At 73.3% G+C, this 20,667-nt stretch carries 19 protein-coding genes; 5 read left to right on the forward strand and 14 right to left on the reverse strand.

The window, feature by feature from the left end:
* Positions 1-25 precede the first annotated feature (25 nt).
* Positions 26-778 (reverse strand): LOG family protein, encoded by a 753-nt coding sequence (locus tag CP984_RS13715; RefSeq protein WP_003985067.1) that lies wholly within the window; start codon positions 776-778, stop codon positions 26-28.
* 111 nt (positions 779-889) lie between these two features.
* On the reverse strand, positions 890-1,981 hold the full coding sequence (dapE, locus tag CP984_RS13720) for a succinyl-diaminopimelate desuccinylase (RefSeq protein ID WP_003985066.1): 1,092 nt from the start codon (positions 1,979-1,981) through the stop codon (positions 890-892).
* 41 nt (positions 1,982-2,022) lie between these two features.
* On the opposite strand from dapE, the gene CP984_RS13725 reads away from it, so the two are divergent.
* Positions 2,023-3,042 carry a hypothetical protein gene (locus CP984_RS13725; protein ID WP_003985065.1) on the forward strand — a complete coding sequence of 340 codons (1,020 nt, stop codon included), beginning with the start codon at positions 2,023-2,025 and terminating at the stop codon, positions 3,040-3,042.
* Between the two features lie 493 nt (positions 3,043-3,535).
* Complete coding sequence (locus CP984_RS13730; RefSeq protein ID WP_003985064.1) at positions 3,536-4,102, forward strand: hypothetical protein; 567 nt, start codon at positions 3,536-3,538, stop codon at positions 4,100-4,102.
* Positions 4,103-4,190: 88 nt separating this feature from the next.
* Here the strand turns inward: CP984_RS13730 and dapC are convergent, their stop codons facing one another.
* Both dapC and fdxA read right to left on the reverse strand, forming a co-directional pair.
* A complete protein-coding gene (dapC, locus tag CP984_RS13735; protein ID WP_003985063.1) occupies positions 4,191-5,288 on the reverse strand; it encodes a succinyldiaminopimelate transaminase in 1,098 nt (365 codons plus the stop codon).
* Positions 5,289-5,425: 137 nt separating this feature from the next.
* A complete protein-coding gene (gene fdxA / locus CP984_RS13740) occupies positions 5,426-5,746 on the reverse strand; it encodes a ferredoxin (RefSeq protein WP_003985062.1) in 321 nt (106 codons plus the stop codon).
* Between the two features lie 139 nt (positions 5,747-5,885).
* Between fdxA and CP984_RS13745 the strand changes: the two genes are divergently transcribed.
* Positions 5,886-6,896: a GNAT family N-acetyltransferase gene (locus tag CP984_RS13745; RefSeq protein ID WP_003985061.1), complete on the forward strand. Its 1,011-nt coding sequence runs from the start codon at positions 5,886-5,888 to the stop codon at positions 6,894-6,896.
* A gap of 161 nt (positions 6,897-7,057) precedes the next feature.
* Positions 7,058-7,768 (forward strand): transglutaminase-like domain-containing protein, encoded by a 711-nt coding sequence (locus tag CP984_RS13750; protein WP_003985060.1) that lies wholly within the window; start codon positions 7,058-7,060, stop codon positions 7,766-7,768.
* On the opposite strand, the gene CP984_RS13755 is transcribed toward CP984_RS13750, so the two are convergent.
* The 10 genes from CP984_RS13755 to CP984_RS13800 form a co-directional block, all read right to left on the reverse strand.
* Entirely contained in the window at positions 7,735-8,901 is a 1,167-nt protein-coding gene (locus CP984_RS13755) for a PP2C family protein-serine/threonine phosphatase (RefSeq protein WP_226048655.1), read from the reverse strand. The two genes, CP984_RS13750 and CP984_RS13755, sit on opposite strands and share 34 nt — an antisense overlap.
* Before the next feature lie 112 nt (positions 8,902-9,013).
* Positions 9,014-9,652 carry a response regulator transcription factor gene (locus tag CP984_RS13760; RefSeq protein ID WP_003985058.1) on the reverse strand — a complete coding sequence of 213 codons (639 nt, stop codon included), beginning with the start codon at positions 9,650-9,652 and terminating at the stop codon, positions 9,014-9,016.
* Positions 9,653-9,718: 66 nt separating this feature from the next.
* A complete protein-coding gene (locus CP984_RS13765) occupies positions 9,719-10,975 on the reverse strand; it encodes a sensor histidine kinase (protein WP_003985057.1) in 1,257 nt (418 codons plus the stop codon).
* Complete coding sequence (locus tag CP984_RS13770; protein ID WP_003985056.1) at positions 10,972-11,709, reverse strand: ABC transporter permease; 738 nt, start codon at positions 11,707-11,709, stop codon at positions 10,972-10,974. The genes CP984_RS13765 and CP984_RS13770 overlap by 4 nt, the downstream gene beginning before the upstream one ends.
* Positions 11,706-12,665 carry an ABC transporter ATP-binding protein gene (locus CP984_RS13775; protein ID WP_030181956.1) on the reverse strand — a complete coding sequence of 320 codons (960 nt, stop codon included), beginning with the start codon at positions 12,663-12,665 and terminating at the stop codon, positions 11,706-11,708. Before CP984_RS13775 ends, CP984_RS13770 begins: the two co-directional genes overlap by 4 nt.
* A gap of 86 nt (positions 12,666-12,751) precedes the next feature.
* Positions 12,752-13,990, reverse strand: coding sequence for a serine hydrolase domain-containing protein (locus CP984_RS13780; RefSeq protein ID WP_003985054.1), 1,239 nt, complete (start codon positions 13,988-13,990; stop codon positions 12,752-12,754).
* A gap of 171 nt (positions 13,991-14,161) precedes the next feature.
* A complete protein-coding gene (locus CP984_RS13785; protein WP_030181959.1) occupies positions 14,162-16,297 on the reverse strand; it encodes a hypothetical protein in 2,136 nt (711 codons plus the stop codon).
* Between the two features lie 164 nt (positions 16,298-16,461).
* A complete protein-coding gene (locus CP984_RS13790; protein ID WP_003982284.1) occupies positions 16,462-16,977 on the reverse strand; it encodes a DUF6113 family protein in 516 nt (171 codons plus the stop codon).
* Positions 16,974-17,912, reverse strand: coding sequence for an N-acetyl-1-D-myo-inositol-2-amino-2-deoxy-alpha-D-glucopyranoside deacetylase (mshB, locus tag CP984_RS13795; RefSeq protein ID WP_003982288.1), 939 nt, complete (start codon positions 17,910-17,912; stop codon positions 16,974-16,976). Before mshB ends, CP984_RS13790 begins: the two co-directional genes overlap by 4 nt.
* A gap of 149 nt (positions 17,913-18,061) precedes the next feature.
* Positions 18,062-18,256, reverse strand: a complete 195-nt coding sequence (locus tag CP984_RS13800; RefSeq protein WP_003982289.1) for a hypothetical protein — start codon at positions 18,254-18,256, stop codon at positions 18,062-18,064.
* A gap of 232 nt (positions 18,257-18,488) precedes the next feature.
* Between CP984_RS13800 and CP984_RS13805 the strand changes: the two genes are divergently transcribed.
* Positions 18,489-20,651, forward strand: a complete 2,163-nt coding sequence (locus CP984_RS13805) for a S9 family peptidase (RefSeq protein WP_003982290.1) — start codon at positions 18,489-18,491, stop codon at positions 20,649-20,651.
* The last annotated feature ends 16 nt before the right edge of the window (positions 20,652-20,667 follow it).

Consider the following 20,667-nt stretch of genomic DNA (forward strand, 5'->3'; position numbering starts at 1 on the left):
CCCGTACGGGCGTGCCGCCTTACGGCTACTTCCCGGTCTCCTTGGAGACCAGCGCGACCGCCTCGTCCACGTCGTCGGTGACGTGGAAGAGCAGCAGGTCGTGCTCGGACGCCTTGCCCTGGGCGACGACCGTGTCGCGCAGCCAGTCGACCAGGCCGCTCCAGTACTCCGTACCGAAGAGCACGATCGGGAAGCGGGTCACCTTGCGCGTCTGGACGAGGGTCAGCGCCTCGAACAGCTCGTCGAGGGTGCCCATGCCGCCGGGCAGCACGACGAACCCTTGCGCGTACTTCACGAACATCGTCTTGCGGACGAAGAAGTAGCGGAAGTTCACGCCGATGTCGACGTGCGGGTTCATGCCCTGCTCGAAGGGCAGCTCGATGCCCAGGCCGACGGAGACGCCCTTGGCCTCCCTGGCGCCCCGGTTCGCGGCCTCCATCACGCCGGGCCCGCCGCCGGTGATCACCGCGAAGCCGGCCTCCACCAGCGCCCGGCCGAGGGCCACGCCCGTCTCGTACTCGGGCGAGCCGACGGGTGTACGGGCCGACCCGAAGACGCTGATGGCGCTCGGGAGTTCGGCCAGCGCGCCGAAGCCCTCCACGAATTCCGACTGGATGCGCATGACCCGCCAGGGGTCGGTGTGCACCCACTCCGTGTCGCCCTCGGCGGTGTCCAGCAGCCGCTGGTCAGTCGTCCCCCGCTGCACCTGATCGCGCCGGCGCACCACCGGTCCCAGCCGCTGTTCCTCCCACGCCCGCTCTTCCTCGGGGATGGCCATATCGTGCTCCCTCCGCTGCCGGTCGGTGTCCGGCAAGGGTAGATCGGCGCAGGTGACGGGCAGAGCAATTCCGGATGCCGGGAAACAACCGCGGCAGGTGTGCCGGGTGGGTCAGGCGGTGAGCCAGGCCCGCAGGCGCTCCTCGCAGTGCCGGATACGGTCGGTGGCGACCCTTTCGTCCTTCTTGTGCGCCAGCAGTGCGTCCCCCGGGCCGTAGTTGACGGCGGGCACGCCCAGCGCGCTGAAGCGCGAGACGTCCGTCCAGCCGAACTTGGGCTTCGCGGTGCCGCCGACCGCCGCCATGAACGCAACGGCCGCGGGGTGCGACAGGCCCGGCAGCGCGCCCGGCGAGTGGTCGTCGACGATCATCTCGGTGACGCCGCAGTCCGCGAAGACCTCGCGGACGTGGTCGAGCGCGTCCTGTGCGGAGCGGTCCGGCGCGTAGCGGAAGTTGACGGTGACCGTGCAGGCGTCGGGGATGACGTTGCCGGCCACGCCGCCCTCGATCCCCACCGCGTTCAGGCCCTCGCGGTATTCGAGCCCGTCGATCACCGCGCGCCGCGGCTCGTACGCGGCCAGCCGGGCGAGAATCGGCGCCGCCGCGTGGATGGCGTTGCTGCCCATCCAGCTGCGCGCCGAGTGGGCCCGCTCGCCCGCGGTGCGCAGCAGCACCCGCAGCGTGCCCTGGCAGCCGCCCTCGACCTGGGTGTCCGAGGGCTCCAGCAGGACGGCGAAGTCGCCCGCCAGCCAGTCCGGGTGCTTCTCGGCCAGCCGCCCGAGCCCGTTGAACTCGGCGGCGATCTCCTCGGCGTCGTAGAAGACGAAGGTCAGGTCGCGGTTGGGCGCGGGGACGGTGGCGGCGATGCGCAGCTGTACGGCGACGCCGGACTTCATGTCGGTGGTGCCGCAGCCCCACAGGACGCCGTCCTCGTCGAGCCGCGAGGGCACGTTGCCCGCGATCGGCACGGTGTCCAGGTGGCCCGCCAGCACGACCCGTTCGGCGTGGCCCTGGTGCGTGCGCGCGACCACGCAGTTGCCGTCCCGCTCCACCGTCAGGTGCGGGAGCGCGCGCAGGGCGTTCTCGACGGCGTCCGCGAGGACCTTCTCGTCCTGGCTGACCGACGGGATGTCGACGAGCTGCGCGGTCAGCTCGGCCGCGTCGAGGGAGAGGTCCAGTGCGGGGGTCTGCGTAGCGGGCTGCATGGTTCCGACCCTACCGGCGGCCCTCCAGTACCGTTGGCTGCGTGTCCCCCCAGCCCACCGCTCCCGCCCGCAGCAAGCGCCTCCTGCGTATCGGCGCGGCCTTCGCCGTGCTCCTCGGACTGGCCGTGTACCTCGTCGTCCAGTACGTCACCGGCGGCCCGGGGGCGCCCCGCTGTGCGGTACGGACCGCGGACGGCGGCGACCCGTACGAGATCTCGCCGGAGCAGGCCGCGAACGCCGCGACCATCGCGGCCGTCGGCTCCTCGCGGAAGCTGCCGGAGCGGGCCGTGACCATCGCGCTGGCGACCGCGATGCAGGAGTCCGGGCTGCGCAACATCGGCTTCGGGGACCGGGATTCGGTGGGCCTCTTCCAGCAGCGTCCCTCGCAGGACTGGGGCACCGTCAAGCAGATCATGGACCCGGTCTACTCGGCCGGGGAGTTCTACACCCACCTGGTCAAGGTGCCGGGCTATTCGCGGCTGCCGCTGACGGTGGCCGCGCAGAAGGTGCAGCGCAGCGGCTACCCGCAGGCGTACGCCAAGCACGAGCCGAACGCCGCGCTGCTGACCGGCGCGCTCACCGGGCGCGACGGGGCCGCGATGACCTGCTCGGTGAACCGCCCGGCGGACGAGAAGCACCCGGGCGGCACGGCCCGGGTGCGCGAGAGGCTGGTGCTCGAGTTCGGTCCCGACGTGCTGCCGCACACGGACGGGACCGCGCCGGGCGGCAAGGACGGCAAGGACGGCGGCCGGGTGCTGACGGTGCCCGCGCTGCCGGACTCCTCCGGCAGCGACGAGGACGAGGACGCGGTGACGCGCCGTACGCCGGGCGTGGGGCAGGCCGGCGGGGCGGCCTCGGACGCGGACGGCGCCGGCAGCGAGCGCCGCGGCTGGGAGCTGGCCACCTGGGCGATGGCCCACTCCGGCGAATTGGGCATCGAGCAGATTTCCTACGCCGGGAAGATGTGGTCCGCGGCCGATTCCGGGAAGGGCTGGCAGCAGGCGACCGGCGCGGCGGCGCGTGCTTCGGGTACGGACGTACGGATCGTCACCGGACGCTGAGGTGCGGCGGCGCGGTTGCCGCCGGGGTCCGGGGCGGGGCCGTACGCCTGCCGCCGGGGCCCGGAACACGGCCGTGACGTGGCCGTCCGGCGGTCGCCGGAGCCGTCGCCGCGCGCCGCGCCGGTCACCCGGACGGCCGTCACGCCGTCAGCCCCGGCGTCACCGAGCAGCCGTCCGGCGGGTCGCTCGTTCGCGTTAAGACCGTCAATCCGGCGCGGGGGTACGACATCGCCGCCGACGGGGTCACCCGAACGGCGTGGAAGCCGCCTGAACACAGAGGCGTGACGTTTCCGCACCGTACTGCGTACGGCGCACTTTGCCCGGTTTCACCCGAATCAGATTATGTGACACCCCACCGATTCTTTACCGGCGGCGCCGCAACCTTCCCGGACCTGGCGCGGTAGTCACGTCGTGCGCCCGGCAGCCTCCGCGCCCCGCCCGGCGACACGGCACGTCTGTCAGAAGAACCAGTCCCTCTCCGACAAGGAGCACCATGTCCCTCCCCCTTCGCCGGATCGCCCGAGCCGCGCTGCTGGTCGCCGCCGGCGCAGCCCCCGTGGTCGGTGCGGCAGGCTCCGCGGGCGCCGTGGAACTGCCGAAGACCGCCGACCTGGGCGGTCTGACCGCGTTGGACACCGCGAGCCTCGCCGACACCGCGGACGGCGCGGTGCAGGGTGCCGGTGACCTCGCCGGCGAGACCGGCGGGAACGCCACCGAGGCCGGCAGCAAGGTCGTCCGCAAGGCCGTCCCCTCGCTGAGCAAGTCCGCCGGCAAGACCACCGGCAAGACACTCAAGGAGACCGCCCCGGCCGCCAAGGAGGCCGCGAGCAACGCCGCCGGCGACACCGCGGACAGCGCGGGGGACATCCTCACCGACACCCTGCACACGGCCACCGAGGACGGCCTGCCGACCGACGGCCTGACCGAGACGCTGCCCGGCGACGGTCTGTCCACCGACGGTCTGACCGACTCGCTGTCCACGGACGGCCTCGCCCAGGCGGTCGGCGACTCCGGCCTGGCCTCGGACCTGCTGCCCACCAACGGGCTGCCGATCAGCTGACGCGCCGGGGCGCACGAAGCCCGGCGCGTACGCCGTACGACGGCGTACGCGCCGGGCTTTCGTATGCGCCGGACTCCGGTGTACGCGGTTACTGCGCCAGGCGCCGTACGGCCGCGTCCACCCGCTCGTCGGTGGCGGTGAAGGCGACCCGTACGAACCGCTCCCCCGCCGTGCCGTAGAAGTCGCCGGGCGCGACCAGGACGCCGCGCTTGGCGAGGTCGGCGACGGTGTCCCAGCACGACTCGTCGCGCGTCGCCCACAGGTAGAGCGACGCCTGACTGTGCTCGATGCGGAAGCCGGCGGCCTCCAGGGCCTCGCGCAGGGCCGTACGGCGGCGGGCGTAGCGCTCGCGCTGCTCGCCGACGTGCTCGGTGTCGCCGAGCGCCGCGACCGTGGCGGCCTGCACCGGCGCGGGGATCATCATGCCGCCGTGCTTGCGGATCTGGAGCAGCTCGCCGAGGACTGCGGCGTCGCCCGCGAGGAAGGCCGCGCGGTAGCCGGCCAGGTTGGAGCGCTTGGACAGCGAGTGGACGGAGACGATGCCGCCGTACGAGCCGCCGCAGACGTCCGGGTGCAGGACGGAGACCGGGTCGGCCTCCCAGCCCAGCTCGATGTAGCACTCGTCGCTGAAGAGCAGGACGCCGTGCTCGCGCGCCCAGGCGACGGTGCGGCGCAGTTCGTCGGCGCTGAGCACGCGGCCGGTCGGATTGGACGGCGAGTTGAGCCACAGCAGCTTGAGGCCGGCCGGGTCCAGCTCCCAGGGGTCGTCGTAGACGACGGGCTCGGCGCCGGCCAGGCGCGCGCCGACCTCGTACGTCGGGTAGGCCAGGCGCGGGTAGGCGACGCGGTCGCCGGCGCCCAGGCCGAGCTGGGTCGGCAGCCAGGCGACCAGTTCCTTGGAGCCGACGACCGGCAGCACGTTGGTGTGGGCCAGGCCGGTGGCGCCCAGACGCCGCTCCGCCCAGCCGGTGAGCGCGTCGCGCAGCGCGGCGGTGCCCCAGACCGTCGGATAGCCGGGGCTGTCGGCGGCGTCCGTGAGGGCCTTTTGGACCAGCGCGGGCACGGGATCGACCGGAGTGCCCACGGACAGGTCCACGATGCCGTCCGCATGCGCGGCCGCCGTGGCCTTGTAGGGCTCCAGCCGGTCCCAGGGGAAGACCGGAAGACGGGACGAAACGGTGCCCACGTTGCTCTCTTTCCTCACGTTCCTCGGGACGCACAGGGCCGAAAACGCCTCGGCCCCGTGCGGCATCGGCACCCCGTCGCGTGTCTACGCGAGGGGGCGGCCGGCCGTACGGGACCGGGGCGGCGCCATGCGGCCGCTCAGCCGTTCTGCGGCGGCAGCGCTGCGATGAAGGGGTGGTCGCGCTCGATCAGGCCCAGCTTGCTGGCACCACCGGGCGAACCGAGCTCGTCGAAGAACTCCACATTCGCCTTGTAGTAGTCCTTCCACTCCTCCGGGGTGTCGTCCTCGTAGAAGATCGCCTCGACCGGGCAGACCGGCTCGCAGGCGCCGCAGTCGACGCATTCGTCCGGGTGGATGTACAAGGACCGGGAGCCCTCGTAGATGCAGTCGACGGGGCACTCCTCGATGCATGCCTTGTCCTTGACGTCGACACAAGGCTGCGCGATGACGTAGGTCACGCTGTCGTTCCTCCTCGGTAGGGCTGGCGGACCGATTGGCAGTTCCGCCGCGGGGCGCGCGGGAGCGCGGCGTCGTCGATGCCCGCACCTAGTATCTCCGTTCCCGGGCACGAGACGAACAAGAGGGGCGGGTAGAGCCGTGGAATTCACTACCGGCGGACGGCTGGAGGTCCACATCACCCGTGCTGACGTGGGCAAAAGGGTATCTGTCCGGCGCCTGGACGGCACCGGCGAGGGGTCTTCGAAGTTCACCGACACGGTCGGCGTTCTCACATCATGGGACGACGGTGTGCTGAGCATCACACGCCGGAACGGAGAGACCGTCCGGATTTCCGAGACCACGCTGGTCGCGGGCAAAACGGTGCCCGCGGCTCCGGCCCGCCGCCGCTCCCCCGCGGCGAGCGCGCCCGAGCTGGAGCGGGTGGCCGCCCGCGGCTGGCCGCCGGTCGAGAGCGCGTGGCTGGGCGAGTGGCAGCTGCGGGCGAGCGGCGGCTTCACCCGGCGGGCCAACTCGGTGGCGGCCCTGGGCGATCCGGGGCTGCCGCTGGACACCGCGCTGGAGCGGGTGCGCGCCTGGTACGCGGAGCGCGACCTGCCCGCGTACATCCAGGTCGGTACGGGCGCCCCGGGCACCCAGGAGCAGCTGGCGGCCGACCTGGACAGCCGCGGCTGGACGCGCGAGGTGACGGCGGAGCTGCGGATCGCGGCGCTGGCGCCCATCGGCGACCTGGACGCGGATGTGTCCCGGGTGGCGCTCACCCGGGAGGTGGACGCGCGGTGGCTGCGCCGCTACCAGCGGTCGGCCGACCCCGGCCCCGAGGTGCTCAAGGTGCTGCACGGCGGGCCGTCCGTGTGGTTCGCGGCCGTGCCGGACGAGGCGGGCGAGGTGATCGCGATCGGGCGGTGCGTGGTGGACGGGCGGTGGGCCGGGTTCGCGGCCGTCGAGGTGGCCCCGGAGCACCGGCGGCGCGGGCTGGCCTCCGCCGTGATGGCGGCGCTGGCCCGCAAGGCCCTGGACGAGGGCGCATCGGCCGCGTACCTCCAGGTGGAGACGGACAACCAGGACGCCCGCGCGCTGTACGACGGGCTGGGCTTCGTCACGCACCACCACTACCACCACTGGCGCGCCACCCAGGGAGGCCCCAGCTGAACGGGCACGAGCCCCGCGGGCACCCGGAGCCGGACGGGGACGGCGCGTCCGCCGAGCGGCGGCGGCAGTTCGCCGAGGCCGCCCGCGACGAGCGTCCCGACCTGGCCAGGCTGTGTCTGCTGATCGCGGCGGAGGCCGATCCCGCGCTCGACGAGGCGGGCATGGACGCGGCCCAGATCGAACTGGACGCGCTGGCCGGGCGGCTGCCGTTCGCCCCGGCGGGCGGCCCGCGCCCCTGGGCCCGCAACGTCGCCGAACTGCTCGGCGCGCGCCTCGGCTTCCGCGGCACGCCCGCCGACTACCGGCGCCTGGAGTCGTCGCTGCTGCACGAGGTGCTGCGGCGCCGGCGGGGCCTGCCGATCCTGCTGTCGGTGGTGTGGATGGAGGTCGCGCGGCGGGCCGGGGCGCCGGTGTACGGGGTGGCGCTGCCGGGCCACTTCGTCGTCGGCTTCGGCGACCCGTACGGCGCGCACGTCCTCGCCGACCCCTTCGACGGCGGGCGGCTGCTGACCGACGAGGACGCGGGGGTGCTGGTCGCGGGCGCGACCGGGGCGCCGCTGACCGAGCAGATGCTCACGCCGGCCGAGCCGCTGGAGATCGTGCTGCGCATCCTGAACAACATCCGGGCGTGGGCGGCGGCCCGGCCGGAGCACAGCGCCGTACAGCTGTGGGCTGTCGAGCTGTCCCTGCTGCTGCCCAGCCACCCGGCTCGGCTGCGTCACGACCACGCGCAACTGCTCGTCCAGCGCGGCGACTTTCTGGGCGGCGCGGCCGAGCTGGAGGAGTACGCGAAGGTGGTCGGGGCGGTCGATCCGGCGGCGGCTGCGGCGGTGCGCCGTCAGGCCGCGGCGGCCCGCGCCATGCTCAACTGATCCGGCGCGGCCTGCTCCGCGGCGGCCTCCGCTTCCGTGCGCGGTACGGCGTGCGGACCGCGGCGCACGATCAGTACGGTCGCGTCGTCCTTCAGCTGCCCGCCGGTGAACCGCTCCAGGTCGGCGCGGAGGGTACGCGCCAGCTCGTCCGGCTCCAGATGCGTCCAGCGGGCCAGGCGGTCGGCCAGCGGGTAGAACGTGCCATCCGCGCCGCGCGCCTCGGTGACCCCGTCGGTGCACAGCACGATCCAGTCGTCCCCCACCGGCTCGACGGCCACACTCTGCCGTGCCTCGCCGGTCAGCCACCCCAGGCCCAGCGGCAGGCCGCCCTCGCCGTCGGTGCGCTCGGTGACCTGGCCGTTCCGTACGAGGTAGTACGCGATGTGGCCGCAGGAGAGCACCTTCGTGCCGTCCTCCCCGCGTACCTCCAGCAGCAGGGCGGTGACGAAGCGCTCCTGGCCGCCGCGCTCGGCGGAGCGGGCGTTGTAGCGGGACAGCGCCTGTTCCATGCGTTCGGCGACGGCTTCGAGGGTGTCCTTGTAGTGGGCCGCCTCCCGGAAGGAGGCCAGCACCTCGTGCCCGGCGCCGATCGCCGGCATGCCCTTGCCCTGGACGTCGCCGATCACCAGCCGCAGCCCGTGCGGCGTCTGCACGGCCTCGTAGATGTCCCCGCCGACGCGGGCACCCTCCTGTGCGGAGACGTAGAACCCGTAGGCCTCCAGGGGCCCGGCGGTCAGCGGCAGCTCGCGCAGCATCTCCCGCTGCACGGCGTCGGCGACCATGCTCGTACGGGCGTACAGCGCCTCCCGCTCCAGCCGCGTCCGGCACAGCACCAGCGCGAACACGGCGACCAGCGCCACCCCGAAGATCCCGACGACCTTGCTGGCCAGGGACCAGTCGGGCACCAGGCGGGCGTGGATGTACGCCTGGCACAGGACGTACACGGCGGCCACCGCGGCGGTCCACCGGTAGGCGCAGCGCAGCGCGGCGATCAGCGGCGCGATGCCCATGAACAGGGCGAAGTGCAGCTGCGGGCCGGACACCGCGTCCGCCAGCGTGATGGCCAGGGTCCCGGTGACCAGCAGCAGCGCCACACCGCGGTCACGCGCCGGGGATCGCTGGATAGTCGTCACTCCTCCAGCGTGCGCCCGGCCGACCGGTCGGCCCAGGGCCGAAAGTCCTGGTGGGAGCTGTGGTGCGGGTGAGACTCCTTACAGCGGCCGGGACCCCTGCGGAGTGCGCGGGCTACAACCAGCCCTTGTCGCCCGCCGTGCGGACGGCCTCGGCGCGGTTGCGGGCGCCCGTCTTCTGGATGGCGGTGGACAGGTAGTTGCGCACGGTGCCCTGGGAGAGTTGCAGTGCGGCGGCGATCTCGGCGTTGGTGGAGCCGTCGGCCGCCGCGCGCAGCACATCGCACTCGCGGTCGGTGAGCGGGTTCGCCCCGTCGGCCAGGGCCGCCGCCGCGAGCGCCGGGTCGATGACCCGCTCGCCGCGCAGCACCCGCCGCACGGCGTCCGCCAGTTGCGCGGCCGGGGCGTCCTTGACCAGGAACGCGTCGGCGCCGCACTCCATCGCGCGGCGCAGATAGCCGGGCCGCCCGAACGTGGTGAGGATGACGACCTTCAACTTCGGGAACTCGGCGCGCAGCAGGGCGGCGGCGTCCAGCCCGCTGATACCGGGCATCTCGATGTCCAGCAGCGCCACATCCACGGGCTGCTCACGCGCCGCGGCGACGACCTCGTCGCCCCGCGCGGCCTGCGCCACGACCTCCAGGTCGGGTTCCAGCCCCAGAAGCGCGGCCAGCGCTTCGCGGACCATCGACTGGTCCTCGGCAAGGAGGAGGCGCACTTTCCGCGTGGGCTGGTCGTCGCAGGGGTCGGTCATGTGGCCAATCTAGTCAACGGGTGGGATGCGCCGGCCAGGCGCGGTCGGGCGGGGCGGGCACCGGCTTCAGGCCCCGGACGGGGTCGGGTCCGTGGCCGGGCTGTGGTCCGTGCCGTGGGCCGCGGTGCCGGTCAGCGGTGGGGTGCCGAGCGGGACGTACGCGCGCAGGGCGAAACCGCCGCCGCGGCGTGCGGTGCCCGTCTCCAGGCGGCCGTCGGCCAGGGCGAGGCGCTCGCGCAGGCCGCTGAGGCCGTTGCCGTCGTGGCCGCCGCCGCGTGGCGGGCCGGCGCCGTCGTCGATGACGGACAGGCACAGATAGCGCCGCTCGTCGGCCTCCCACTCCTCGGTGAGCAGCAGCTCGCAGCGGTCGGCGCCGCTGTGCCGTACGACGTTGGTGACGGCCTCGCGCAGCGCCCAGGCCAGCGCGCCCTCCCCCTCCGCCGTCAGGCCCCGGTGCTCCCGCTCCAGGGCCGGGTCGATGTCCGCCCTGATCGCGGCGGTGCGCAGCGCGGCGCGGACCCCGGCCAACTCGACGGCGAGCCGGGGGCGCCGGTAGCCGGTGACGGCCTCGCGGACGTCGACGAGGGCCTGGCGGCTGACCCGTTCGATGTCGGCGACCTGCTGGGCGGCGGCTTCCGCGGCGCCGGGCAGCATCCGCCCGGCCAGCTCGCTCTTGAGCGTGATCAGGGAGAGCGAGTGGCCGAGGAGGTCGTGCAGGTCGCGGGCGAGGCGCAGCCGCTCCTCGTTGGCGGCGAGGCGGGCGACCTCCTCGCGGGCGGCGCGCAGCTCCTGCGTCGTACGGATCAGGTACTGCACGCCGGTCATCGAGAACCCGGCGAGCAGGCAGGGAATGGCGTATCCGAAGAGGTAGGCCCGTACGTCCGGGTAGCGCGAGCCGATCAGCAGGAGCAGAGCGGTCAGCGCCGGGATGGTCCACCGCGAGACGCGCAGGGGCTCGGTGACGCCCACCGCCACGCCCACGAACGTGAAGAGCACCAGCCAGTTCGGGCCGAGCACCAGGGACATCACGATGGCGAGGGCCGTGATGCAGGCCACCACCGTCCGGGCCACGCGGTCCGGCGCCGGGCGGTGGGCCATGCGCCGGAAGACCAGCGCGAAGTACAGGACGACGAACGTCAGGAGACCGGACCAGCCCAGGACCTCGTGCGCCGGGGACATGTCGCCCTCGACCAGGTTCCCCACCGGCCCCGCCAGGTAGAAGAACCAGATGACGATCCAGAAGGACTTCACCAGCAGCTGCTTGCGGTTGCGCGGAGGCGCCCCCATCAGCACCGGGTTGCAGTCGGTCTCCCGATCCCTCATGCCGTACGCGTGTCCTTCCGATAGAGCCAGGCCGCGCCCCCGGCGAAGATGATCAGGTAGCCGACGAGGATGGCGACGTCCTTCAGGTGCGGGGCGCCCCCCGCCTCGACGGCGGTGCCGAGTGCGGCGTACGCGTGGGTGGGCAGCCACTCCGCGATGTTCTGCACCCACTGCGGCAGGATCGTCAGCGGCATCCACAGTCCGCCGAGGAACGCCAGCACGAAGTACACCATCATCGCAATGGGACGGACCGCGTCGCCGTTGGCCAGGTAGCCGATGGCCACGCCGAGCGCGGCGAAGACGAAGCTGCCGAGCCAGGTGCCGACGGGGATGGCGATCCACTGCCAGGTCTCCAGGTGTACGCCCTTGACCGTGGCGCCGGCGAGCAGGACGAGCAGGATCGACGGCAGGCTGATCGTCGCGGCGGAGGCCATCTTGGCGGCGACATAGCCACGTCCGGGCAGCGCGGTCAGCCGCAGCTGGCGCACCCAGCCCTTCTCGCGCTCCTTGGCGATCGCCTCGCTGTTGCCGATGAGCACGGCGGTCATCGCGCCGAACGCGGACATGGCGACCATGTAGTACAGCCCCATGTTCAGCTTCATGCCCGGTATCGGGCTGCTGTCGGCGCCGCCCGCGATGATCAGGTAGAGCACCGGCGGGTAGATCACCGAGAAGAACATGAACTTCTTGTTCCGCAGGGCGCGGACGATCTCCAGCTTGATCAGGGTGGTCATCGTGCCGCCTCCTCGGCGGTCGCTGCGTCGGTGATGGCGATGAACGCCTGCTCCAGGCCGAGTCCGGCCACTTCCAGGTTGCGCGGGTACAGCCCGAGGCCGTAGACGGCGTGCACCGTCGCGTCCGCGTCCTGGGACTGGATGCGCACGGTGCGCCCCGAGACCTCCAGGGAGGTCAGGGACGGCAGGCCGCGCAGCACCTCGCGGTCGGCCGGGCCGTCCAGGTCGAAGGTGACCCGGCGGGCGCCGGCCCGCGCCTTGATCTCGGCGGAGGTGCCGTCGGCCAGCACCCGGCCGCGGTGCAGCACGATCACGCGGTCCGCGATCTCGTCCGCCTCTTCCAGGTAGTGGGTGGCGAACAGCACCGTACGGCCCTGCTGGGCCTGGGCGCGCATGGTGCCCCAGAAGGTCTGGCGGGAGGTGACGTCCATGCCGGTCGTCGGCTCGTCCAGCACGATCAGGTCGTTGGCGCCGGCCGTGGCCAGTGCGAACCGCACCCGCTGCTCCTGGCCGCCGGAGAGCTTGTCGACCATCCGGTCGGCGATCTCGGCGATCCCGGCGGTCTCCAGGATCCGGTCGACCGGATAGGCGTGCGGGTGCAGGTCGGCGGCGAGCCGGACCAGCTCACGGACCTTGACGCCGCCCATCAGGCCGCCGCTCTGGAGCATCGCCCCGACCTTGCCCTGCTCGATGGCGCGCTGCGGGGTCGTGCCGAAGAGCGACACGGAGCCGGTGTCGGCGTTGCGCAGGCCCAGGAGCAGGTCGAGGGTGGAGGACTTGCCGGCGCCGTTGGGGCCGAGCAGGGCGACGGTCTCGCCCGGGTACAGCTCCAGGTCGAGGTCGGCCACCGCCTTCACGGAACCGTAGTTCTTGCTGACTTTACGGAAACTGACAACGGGCGCCGCCCCCGTGCGGCGCCCGGTGGCAGGTGGTGGGGTGGTGGCTGTGCTCGTCATGTGCACCAGCTTGCCGGTGACGCGGGGCCGCCCGGCAGTGTCGGGTGTCGTGACTCCGGGATGACAGATGTCATGGGTGGTGTCCCCTAGGGGGCGTACGGGGTGCCTGCCCAGCCGTTCCGCTCCCCGCAGAACTCGGCCTCCACCACCCCCACGTACGAGGCGGCGTCGCCCAGCCAGTCGCCGTTGATGTTGAACGTCAGCTGGTGGCGGCCGTCCGTCGTCCCGACGACCCCGGACACCGAGCCGTTGGCGCGGCCCGTCTTGCCCACCACCGTCACGCCGCACGAGAGGGTGACGGACTCGATGCCGAGCCCGTAGCGCCAGCCGCCGGTGTCCGCGGGCACGGTGGTGAACATCTTCCGCATCGCCTCCGGACCCAGCAGCTGACCTTGCGTCAGGGCCCGGAAGAACGTGTTCAGATCGCCGGTGGTGGAGATGATCTCGCCCGCGGCGCCGAGCCACGACATGTTCTGTGCGGTGGCGTCCACGACGGGCGCGTCGGGCTGCCGCTGGTGCAGCCGTGAGTAGGCGGTGGGATGCGGCAGCGGCATCCAGGGACGCACGCCCGGGAAGGAGGTCTCGCGCAGCTTCAGGGGTGTCAGGATGCGCCGCTGCACCTCGTGGGCGTACGAGTGGCCCGTCATCTTCTCGATGATCATCCCGGCGAGGACGTAGTTGGTGTTGCTGTACGAGGCCGTGCCCGACGCGTCGCGCGGCGGCCGCTTCATCGCGAGGGCGACCAGGTCGGCGGGGCGGTAGGTGGTGTAGCGGTGGCCGGGGAATCCGGGGCCGGAGGTGTGGTCCGCGAACTCGGGGTCGGATGTGTAGTTGAAAAGGCCGCTGGTGTGGTTCAGCAGCTGACGCAGGGTGATGGCGCGGCCGTCGTTGCCGTTGCCGCGCACCACGCCCGGCAGCCACTTCTCCACGGTGTCGTCCAGGCTCAGGGCGCCCTCCTCTTCCAGCTGGAGGAGGACGGTGGCGATGAAGGTCTTGGTGATGCTGGCGGCACGGAAGTGCTCGGCGCGGGTGCGTTCCCGCCGCGTCCCGGTGTCCGCGTAACCGGCCGAGCCGAACCACCGGCCGAGCCCGTCCCGGGCCTCGGCGGCCACCCCGGGCAGACCGCCCTGCTCGACGACGGCGCGCAGCGCGTCCTGCGTGGCCTGGTGGCCGTCCGGACGGAGTCCGTCTGCACGGTTGCCGTTCGTACGGTGGTCGGGGGCCGTGGCCGCGGCGGCGGGCCCGGTGGCCAGGACGGCGGTGAGCGCCAGGGCGAAGGCCGTGGCACGGGTGGTGCTGCTCAGGCGGCTGTTTTTGCATCGCATGGCCGGGACGCTATGGCGCGCCGGGTACCGCGCAATAGCGACGAAAGTAAGGTCCGCCACCTCACCTTCGGCCAACGCCCGGCCGTGTGCGCCACGACGCCGAGCCGACCCCGCACGACGACACGGAACCGGCCCGACGTAACACCCCCGAAGCGACGCTCCGATGGCGCATCAACCCGCGATCGCGCCCTCCACCTTCGCGACGCGCTTCTGCGGCGCGGGCGGCGCGGGCTTTCGCAGCGCCTGGTCGAGCGCGTGGGCGGCGTGCTTCGGGGTCATCTTGACCTTGCCGGAGCCGCCGTCGATCGACACGTTGTCGAAGGCGTGGCCGTACTTCTCCTCCAGCTTGGCCAGGTCGATGACCGGCTGGAGCTTGCCGTCCGGGGCGACGGTGAAGGACAGCAGTTCGCCGATGGAGCGCTGGCTGAACGGCACCTCGACGCCGCCCGCCGACAGGTAGACCCAGCCGGAGACCGCCGGCTCGGCCACCTCCTTCATCGCGCGGTCGACCGCCGCCTTGTCCGCCTTCGGCCGCTGTTCGACGGCGGCCAGCACCACCGGGGTGTTCTTGCCGGTGGTGGCGCGGTCCAGGTACGCCTGCTCGATCTTGCTCTTGGACGCCTTCACGTCGACCGCCTTGTAGGGCGTGCCGTAGTGCGGGACGGCCTTGCCGTTCTCGAAGGTGATGCCGCCGTCCTTGGCGGCGCCCGCCGGACCGGCGACGGCCTTGAGCGCGATGTCCAGCTTCTCGTCGTCGGTGATCATCGCGGGCTTGGCGGTACGCGTACCGCCGAACAGCGAGCTGATGACGGAGACCGGGTTGTAGTCGCGGCCCGAGGCGTCCCGGACCGTGGCCTGGGTGTCGATGTTCAGCCCGGCCTTGGCGGGCACGAGCGTCTGCTCCTTGCCGTCCACGCTGAGCTTCAGCGGCTCGGTACGGGCCTTCTGGACGGCCGCGTCGAGCTTCTTGACGGCCTCTTCCTTTGTGGAGCCTCCGATGTCCACGCCCAGCGCGGTGGTCCCGTTGGGCACGTCGGCGTGGTCGAGCAGCAGCCCGGCACCGTACGCGACGCCCGCGAGCACGACGACCGCGACGCCCAGCAGGACGATCTTGTTGCGGCCCTTCTTCTTCGCGTTTATCGGCTCGGGGATCTTCGGGCGCGGCGGGGCCGGGGTGTCCTGGCCCGCGCCCGGTCCGGACGGGAAGGACGGCCCGGACGGCGCCGCGGCGTCGGCGGGCACCGCCGGGATGCCGCCGACCAGGGTGTCGCTGGAGATGTGGTCGCCGCTGCCACGGCCGCCGGAGCGGTCGGTACCGGTGGGGGCGCCGCCGGGGAAGCCGCCCGTGCCGCCGCCCTGCACACCGCCCGCGATGCCGCCGGTGACGCCAAGGCCGCTGCCTGCTCCGGCGGGCGGGGCCGGGGGCTGCGGGGTGAGGATGGCCGTGTCGTCGGCCGCGGCGGGCCCGCCGGGCGCACCCGGGGTCCGGAAGCCGGACGGCCGGTCGAAGGACACGTCGCCGGTGGCCGGGCCGGCCGTCGGGCCGCTGGGGCCGGCGGGCCCGGTGGGGACGCCGCGGCCGTCCGTACCGCCGGAGCCGCCCGGGGCGTCGAACGGGCTCGACGCTCCCTGGCCCGCGGGCCCGTCGAACGGGTTGGCGGGCGCGTCGAACGGCGACGACGGGGCCGCGTCGAACGGCGAGTCGCCGCCGTGCGCGGGCGCGTCGGAGAAGAACGGCAGGTCCGGGCGCTGCTGCCCACCGGCGGCCGGGTTCTGCGGCGGAGTCGCGCCCGACCGGTCCGGCGAGGCCGCCGGAGCGGCGGGCGGCGCGGACGGGGAACCGGCGGAGGCCGCCGTGGGCTTACGGGGCGAGAACCAGTCACTGGTCTTCTCGGCCGGGGCGCTCTTGGCACCGCCGGAACCGGCCGCCTCGGGCTTGCGCGTGCTGCCCGTACGTTCGGCACCCGCGGACCCGCCGTCGGAGGCGCCCCCGGCGGAAGCACCGGACGTACCGGGCGTACCGGAGGCACCGGACGATCCGGTCACGGACGATCCGTTCGCGCCGGACTCCTCGCCGACGGGCTTGCGCACGACGACCGGCGGAATGGGGCGGGACCCCGGAATGTTGATCTTGATCCGCGTGGTCAGCGTGGTCTCGGTCTTCGGCTCCTCCGGCTTCGCCGCGGCGTCGGCCGCCGCTGCGTCGTCCGCCTCGCGAGGCGTGCCGTACGGCGGTGTCCCCGACGGGTACGCGGCACCGCCGCGCCCCTGGGCACCGGAGGACGAACTGTCAGATTCACGACTCAAAGCAGGTTCTCCCGGTTGGCTCCGCCGCTCGTCAGTAAGGTGCTTGGGCGGCTCGGCGGCGCGCACCACCATACTGTCCGCCGTGGGCGGGTACCCGGGGAGCGGCCCAACGCCCCACCCCCGGACCGCCGTGCGGTTCCGAAAATGATCTACCTGACCGGCGCTTACCCGCCAAGTCGGGCCGCTTGCGCACCGTTGGCCCGCATCTGCGCACCGGTGGCACAGATCACAGCCAGCGCGATGCCGCCGACAAGGAAGACATACGTGCCCGGGCTGGCCCCGAAGAGGAAGTCTCCCTCGGGGCGTGAGTCGCTGAGCAGGATCACCGTCACCAGCCAGCCCGCGCCGGGTGCCAGCACGCCACCCGTCCGGCCGAGGGCCCGCGCGCCCCCGTAGAAGAGGCCGCCGGCCCCGGCCAGCGCCAGCAGCAGCCCGCCGGGGAACCACGCGGCCTGGACGAGCCCGCCCGCGATGGCCACCACCGCGCCGAGGACGAGCAGCAGGACGTACCCGGCCACCCGGCCGGGGCTCAGCGGCGCGGCGAGTCCGGTGCCGGGCGCCCTGCCCGCCGTGCCGCCGTCCGCCGTCGCATTCCGGCCACCCGCGGCGGCGGCCGGAGCGCCCTGCTTCGGCCCCTTGCCGCCCGTCGTGGCCCTCGTCCGCTTCTTCGCGCCGCTCATACCGCCTTCTCCCTCTCGTCCGCGTTGCGCTCCTCGTCCCCCTCGTCGTCCGGTACGCCCGCGAAGAGATCGTCCTCACGTTCCCCTTCGGCGGCGCCGGACGTACCTCGTACCAGCTGGTAGTGCTCCGTGGCGAACAGCGGCTGCCCCAGGTCGTTGGAGAGCGCGAAGAAGGGGCCCTCGACGGCGATCTGCGTGGCGTGCGCCCGCATCGCCGCCGCCTTGGCGGCCCCGTACCGCTCACCGCCGGTGATCGAGGCGGTCACCACGGCGTCGTCCACGACTCCCGGCACATCGTCCACCCCGGCGACGCCGGGGAAGGAGAGGCCCGCCGCGCGCAGCCGCGCGAAGCCCTCCTCGACCGCCGAGCGCGGGTTGCGGTTCCAGTAGATCTTGGCGATGCGGTGCGGCGCGCCCAGCTCCGGGCGGAAGGCCGGGTCGGCGGCCAGGTCGGCCGCGCGCATGGCGACGCGGTGCGCCTTGATGTGGTCGGGGTGGCCGTATCCGCCGTTGTCGTCGTAGGTGACCAGCACCTGCGGCCGCACCTCGCGGACCACGGCGACCAGGTGGCCGGCGGCCTCGTCCGGATCGGCGCCCCAGAAGGCGCCCGGCCGCGCGTTCTGCGGGGCGCCCATCATCCCGGAGTCGCGGTAGCGGCCCACGCCGCCCAGGAAGCGGTGGTCGGTGACGCCGAGCGCCGCCATGGCGGCGGCCAGCTCCTTGACCCGGTACGGGCCCAGGGTGTCGTCGCGGTCCGGCGCCAGGTGGGCCAGCTCCGGCGGGATGACCTCGCCCTCCTCGCCCCTGGTGCAGGTCACGAGCGTGACCAGGGCACCCTCGTCCGCGTACTTGGCCATCGTGGCGCCATTGTTGATGGACTCGTCGTCCGGGTGCGCGTGCACGAGCAGCAGCCGGCGGGCGGGAAGGTCGGTCATGGGACCAGCGTACGAGCCGGGTGGCCGGGACTCAGCACCCGATCCGGCCCGCCCGGCCCGTCCCCCGGCAGGAGCCCCCGTTCACCATCCAGGACCGGGGGCTGCGGCGAAGGGGGCGAGGAGGTGGCCGGAACGCGCGGAGGCGGTGGCTAGAACTTGATGCCGTTGAGCATGCCCGCGATGTTCGTCGTCATCTGCTTGATGGTCGGGCCGATCGACGAGCTGGCCAGATAGAACCCGAGCAGCATGCACACCAGCGCATGCCCCGTCTTCAGCCCGGACTTCTTGACGAGCAGGAAGACGATGATCGCCAGCAGCACCACCGCCGAAATCGTCAGTGCCACGGCGGCTCACCTCCAAGTACGCACGGTCCGGACAGCGTTGGGACGGTGCGGGACCGACGGCCGACGGCCCCGCGGGCACGGGGAAGTCACGCTCCACTCCCATACCCACTCCGCGGAAGGGATCATAACTTTCCACGCTCGCGCATATGTCGGTGCACGGGAGCAGAACGGGGGCGCACGCGATCATCGCGAGTGCCGCCGCGCCCGTACGCGGCCCCGTAGGCTCGTCCGCATGACCGGACAGCTCTCCTTCCCCCGGCAACACGCCCGCACCCAGCGCTTCTCGCTGGGCGCGCCACGCGGCTTCGCGGTCGCGCCGGACGGCTCGCGCGTCGCCTTCCTCCGTTCCCGTACGGGCACCGATCGAGCGAATGTGCTGTGGGTGCTGGATCTTGATGACGGGCGGGAGTACGCCGCCGCCGACCCGCGGACGCTGCTCGCCGGCGCGGACGAGGAACTGTCCGCCGAGGAGCGGGCGCGCCGCGAACGCACCCGCGAGGGGTCGTCCGGCGTGGTGGGATACGCCGTGGACGCCGCCGTGGAACTCGCCGCCTTCACGCTCTCGGGCCGCCTGTTCACCGCCGAGCTGCGCGCCGGCACGGCCCGTGAACTGCCCGTACCGGGTCCGGTGGTGGACCCCCGGCCGTCGCCCGACGGGCGGCACATCGCGTACGTGTCGCAGGGCCGGCTGCGCGTCGTACCGACCGAAGGGCCGGAGCGTACCGAGGACGGCGCGGGCGACCGCTCGCTCGCCGAGCCGGACGGCCCGGGCGTCACCTGGGGCCTGGCGGAGTTCATCGCGGCCGAGGAGATGGACCGGCACCGCGGCTTCTGGTGGTCGCCGGACAGCGACCGCGTGCTGGCCGCGCGGGTGGACGACTCCCCCGTACACCGCTGGTGGATCGCCGACCCCGCGCACCCGGACCGGGAACCGGCGCAGGTCGCCTACCCGGCGGCCGGCACCCCCAACGCCTCGGTGGGTCTCGCGCTGCTCGGCCTGGACGGCTCGCGCACGGACGTGACGTGGGACCAGGAGCGCTACCCGTACCTGGCGCGGGTGCACTGGTCGGCGGCCGGCCCGCCCCTCCTGCTCGTCCAGTCCCGCGACCAGCGCGCGCAGCGCTACCTGACCGTCGACACCAAGACCGGCGCCACCGGCACGCTGCACGCCGACGAGGACCCGCGCTGGGTCGAGCTGGCCGCCGGATCGCCCGCCTGGACGCCGGACGGGCGTCTGGTGCGCATCGCGGACGAGGGCGGCGCGCGCCGCCTGTTCGTCGGCGACCGGGCGCTGACCGCCGCGCCGCTGCACGTCCGCGCCGTCCTGGACATCGGCGAGGACGACGTGCTGTTCACGGCGAGCGCCGAGGACCTGCACGACATCGGCGTCTACCGCGCCTGGTACCGGGGCAGCGGCGACCAGGGCGGCTGGGAGCGGGTCGGGCAGCGCCCGTACCCGTCGGTGTCCTCCGCGGTGCGCGGCGGCTCCGTCACGGTGCTCTCGCACGTCTGTCTGGAGCGGCCGGGGGCGCAGACGGAGGTGGTGCGTCTGGAGGCGGACGGCGGCGAGACCTGGCTGGCCGCGGTCGGCTCGTACGCCGAGGTCCCGGTGCTCGCCACCAGCCCGCGGCTCGTCCTGTCGGGCGAGCGGCGCATCCCGTGCGCGGTGGTGCTGCCGACCGGTTACGAGGAGGGCGACGGGCCTCTGCCGGTGCTCATGGACCCGTACGGCGGTCCGCACGCGCAGCGGGTGGTGGCCGCGCACAACGCCCACCTCACGTCGCAGTGGTTCGCCGACCAGGGGTTCGCGGTGGTCGTCGCGGACGGGCGCGGCACCCCGGGCCGCTCCCCCGACTGGGAGAAGGCCGTCCACCACGATCTCGCCGCGGTGGTCCTTCAGGACCAGATCGACGCGCTGCAGGGGCTGGCCGGCCGCTTCCCGCTGGACCTGGACCGGGTGGCGATCCGGGGCTGGTCGTTCGGCGGCTATCTGGCGGGGCTGGCGGTGCTGCGCCGCCCCGACGTGTTCCACGCCGCCGTGGTGGGCGCCCCGGTCACCGACCAGCGGCTGTACGACACCCACTACACGGAGCGCTACCTGGGCCACCCGGGCGAGGACCCGGCCCGCTACACCGCCAACTCGCTGGTCGGTGACGACGGCCTGGTGGACGCGGCGGAACCGCACCGCCCGATGATGATCGTGCACGGCCTGGCCGACGACAACGTGGTCGTGGCGCACTCCCTGCGCCTCTCCTCGGCCCTGCTGGCCGCCGGCCGGCCGCACGAGGTGCTCCCCCTGTCGGGCGTCACCCATATGACCCCGCAGGAACAGGTGGCCGAAAACCTCCTGCTGCTGCAAGTGGACTTCCTGAAGCGGTCGCTGGGCGTTCGGTGACCGCGGTGAGACGTCC

The sequence above is a fragment of the Streptomyces rimosus genome (assembly GCF_008704655.1).
In the GTDB taxonomy this organism is placed as follows: domain Bacteria; phylum Actinomycetota; class Actinomycetes; order Streptomycetales; family Streptomycetaceae; genus Streptomyces; species Streptomyces rimosus.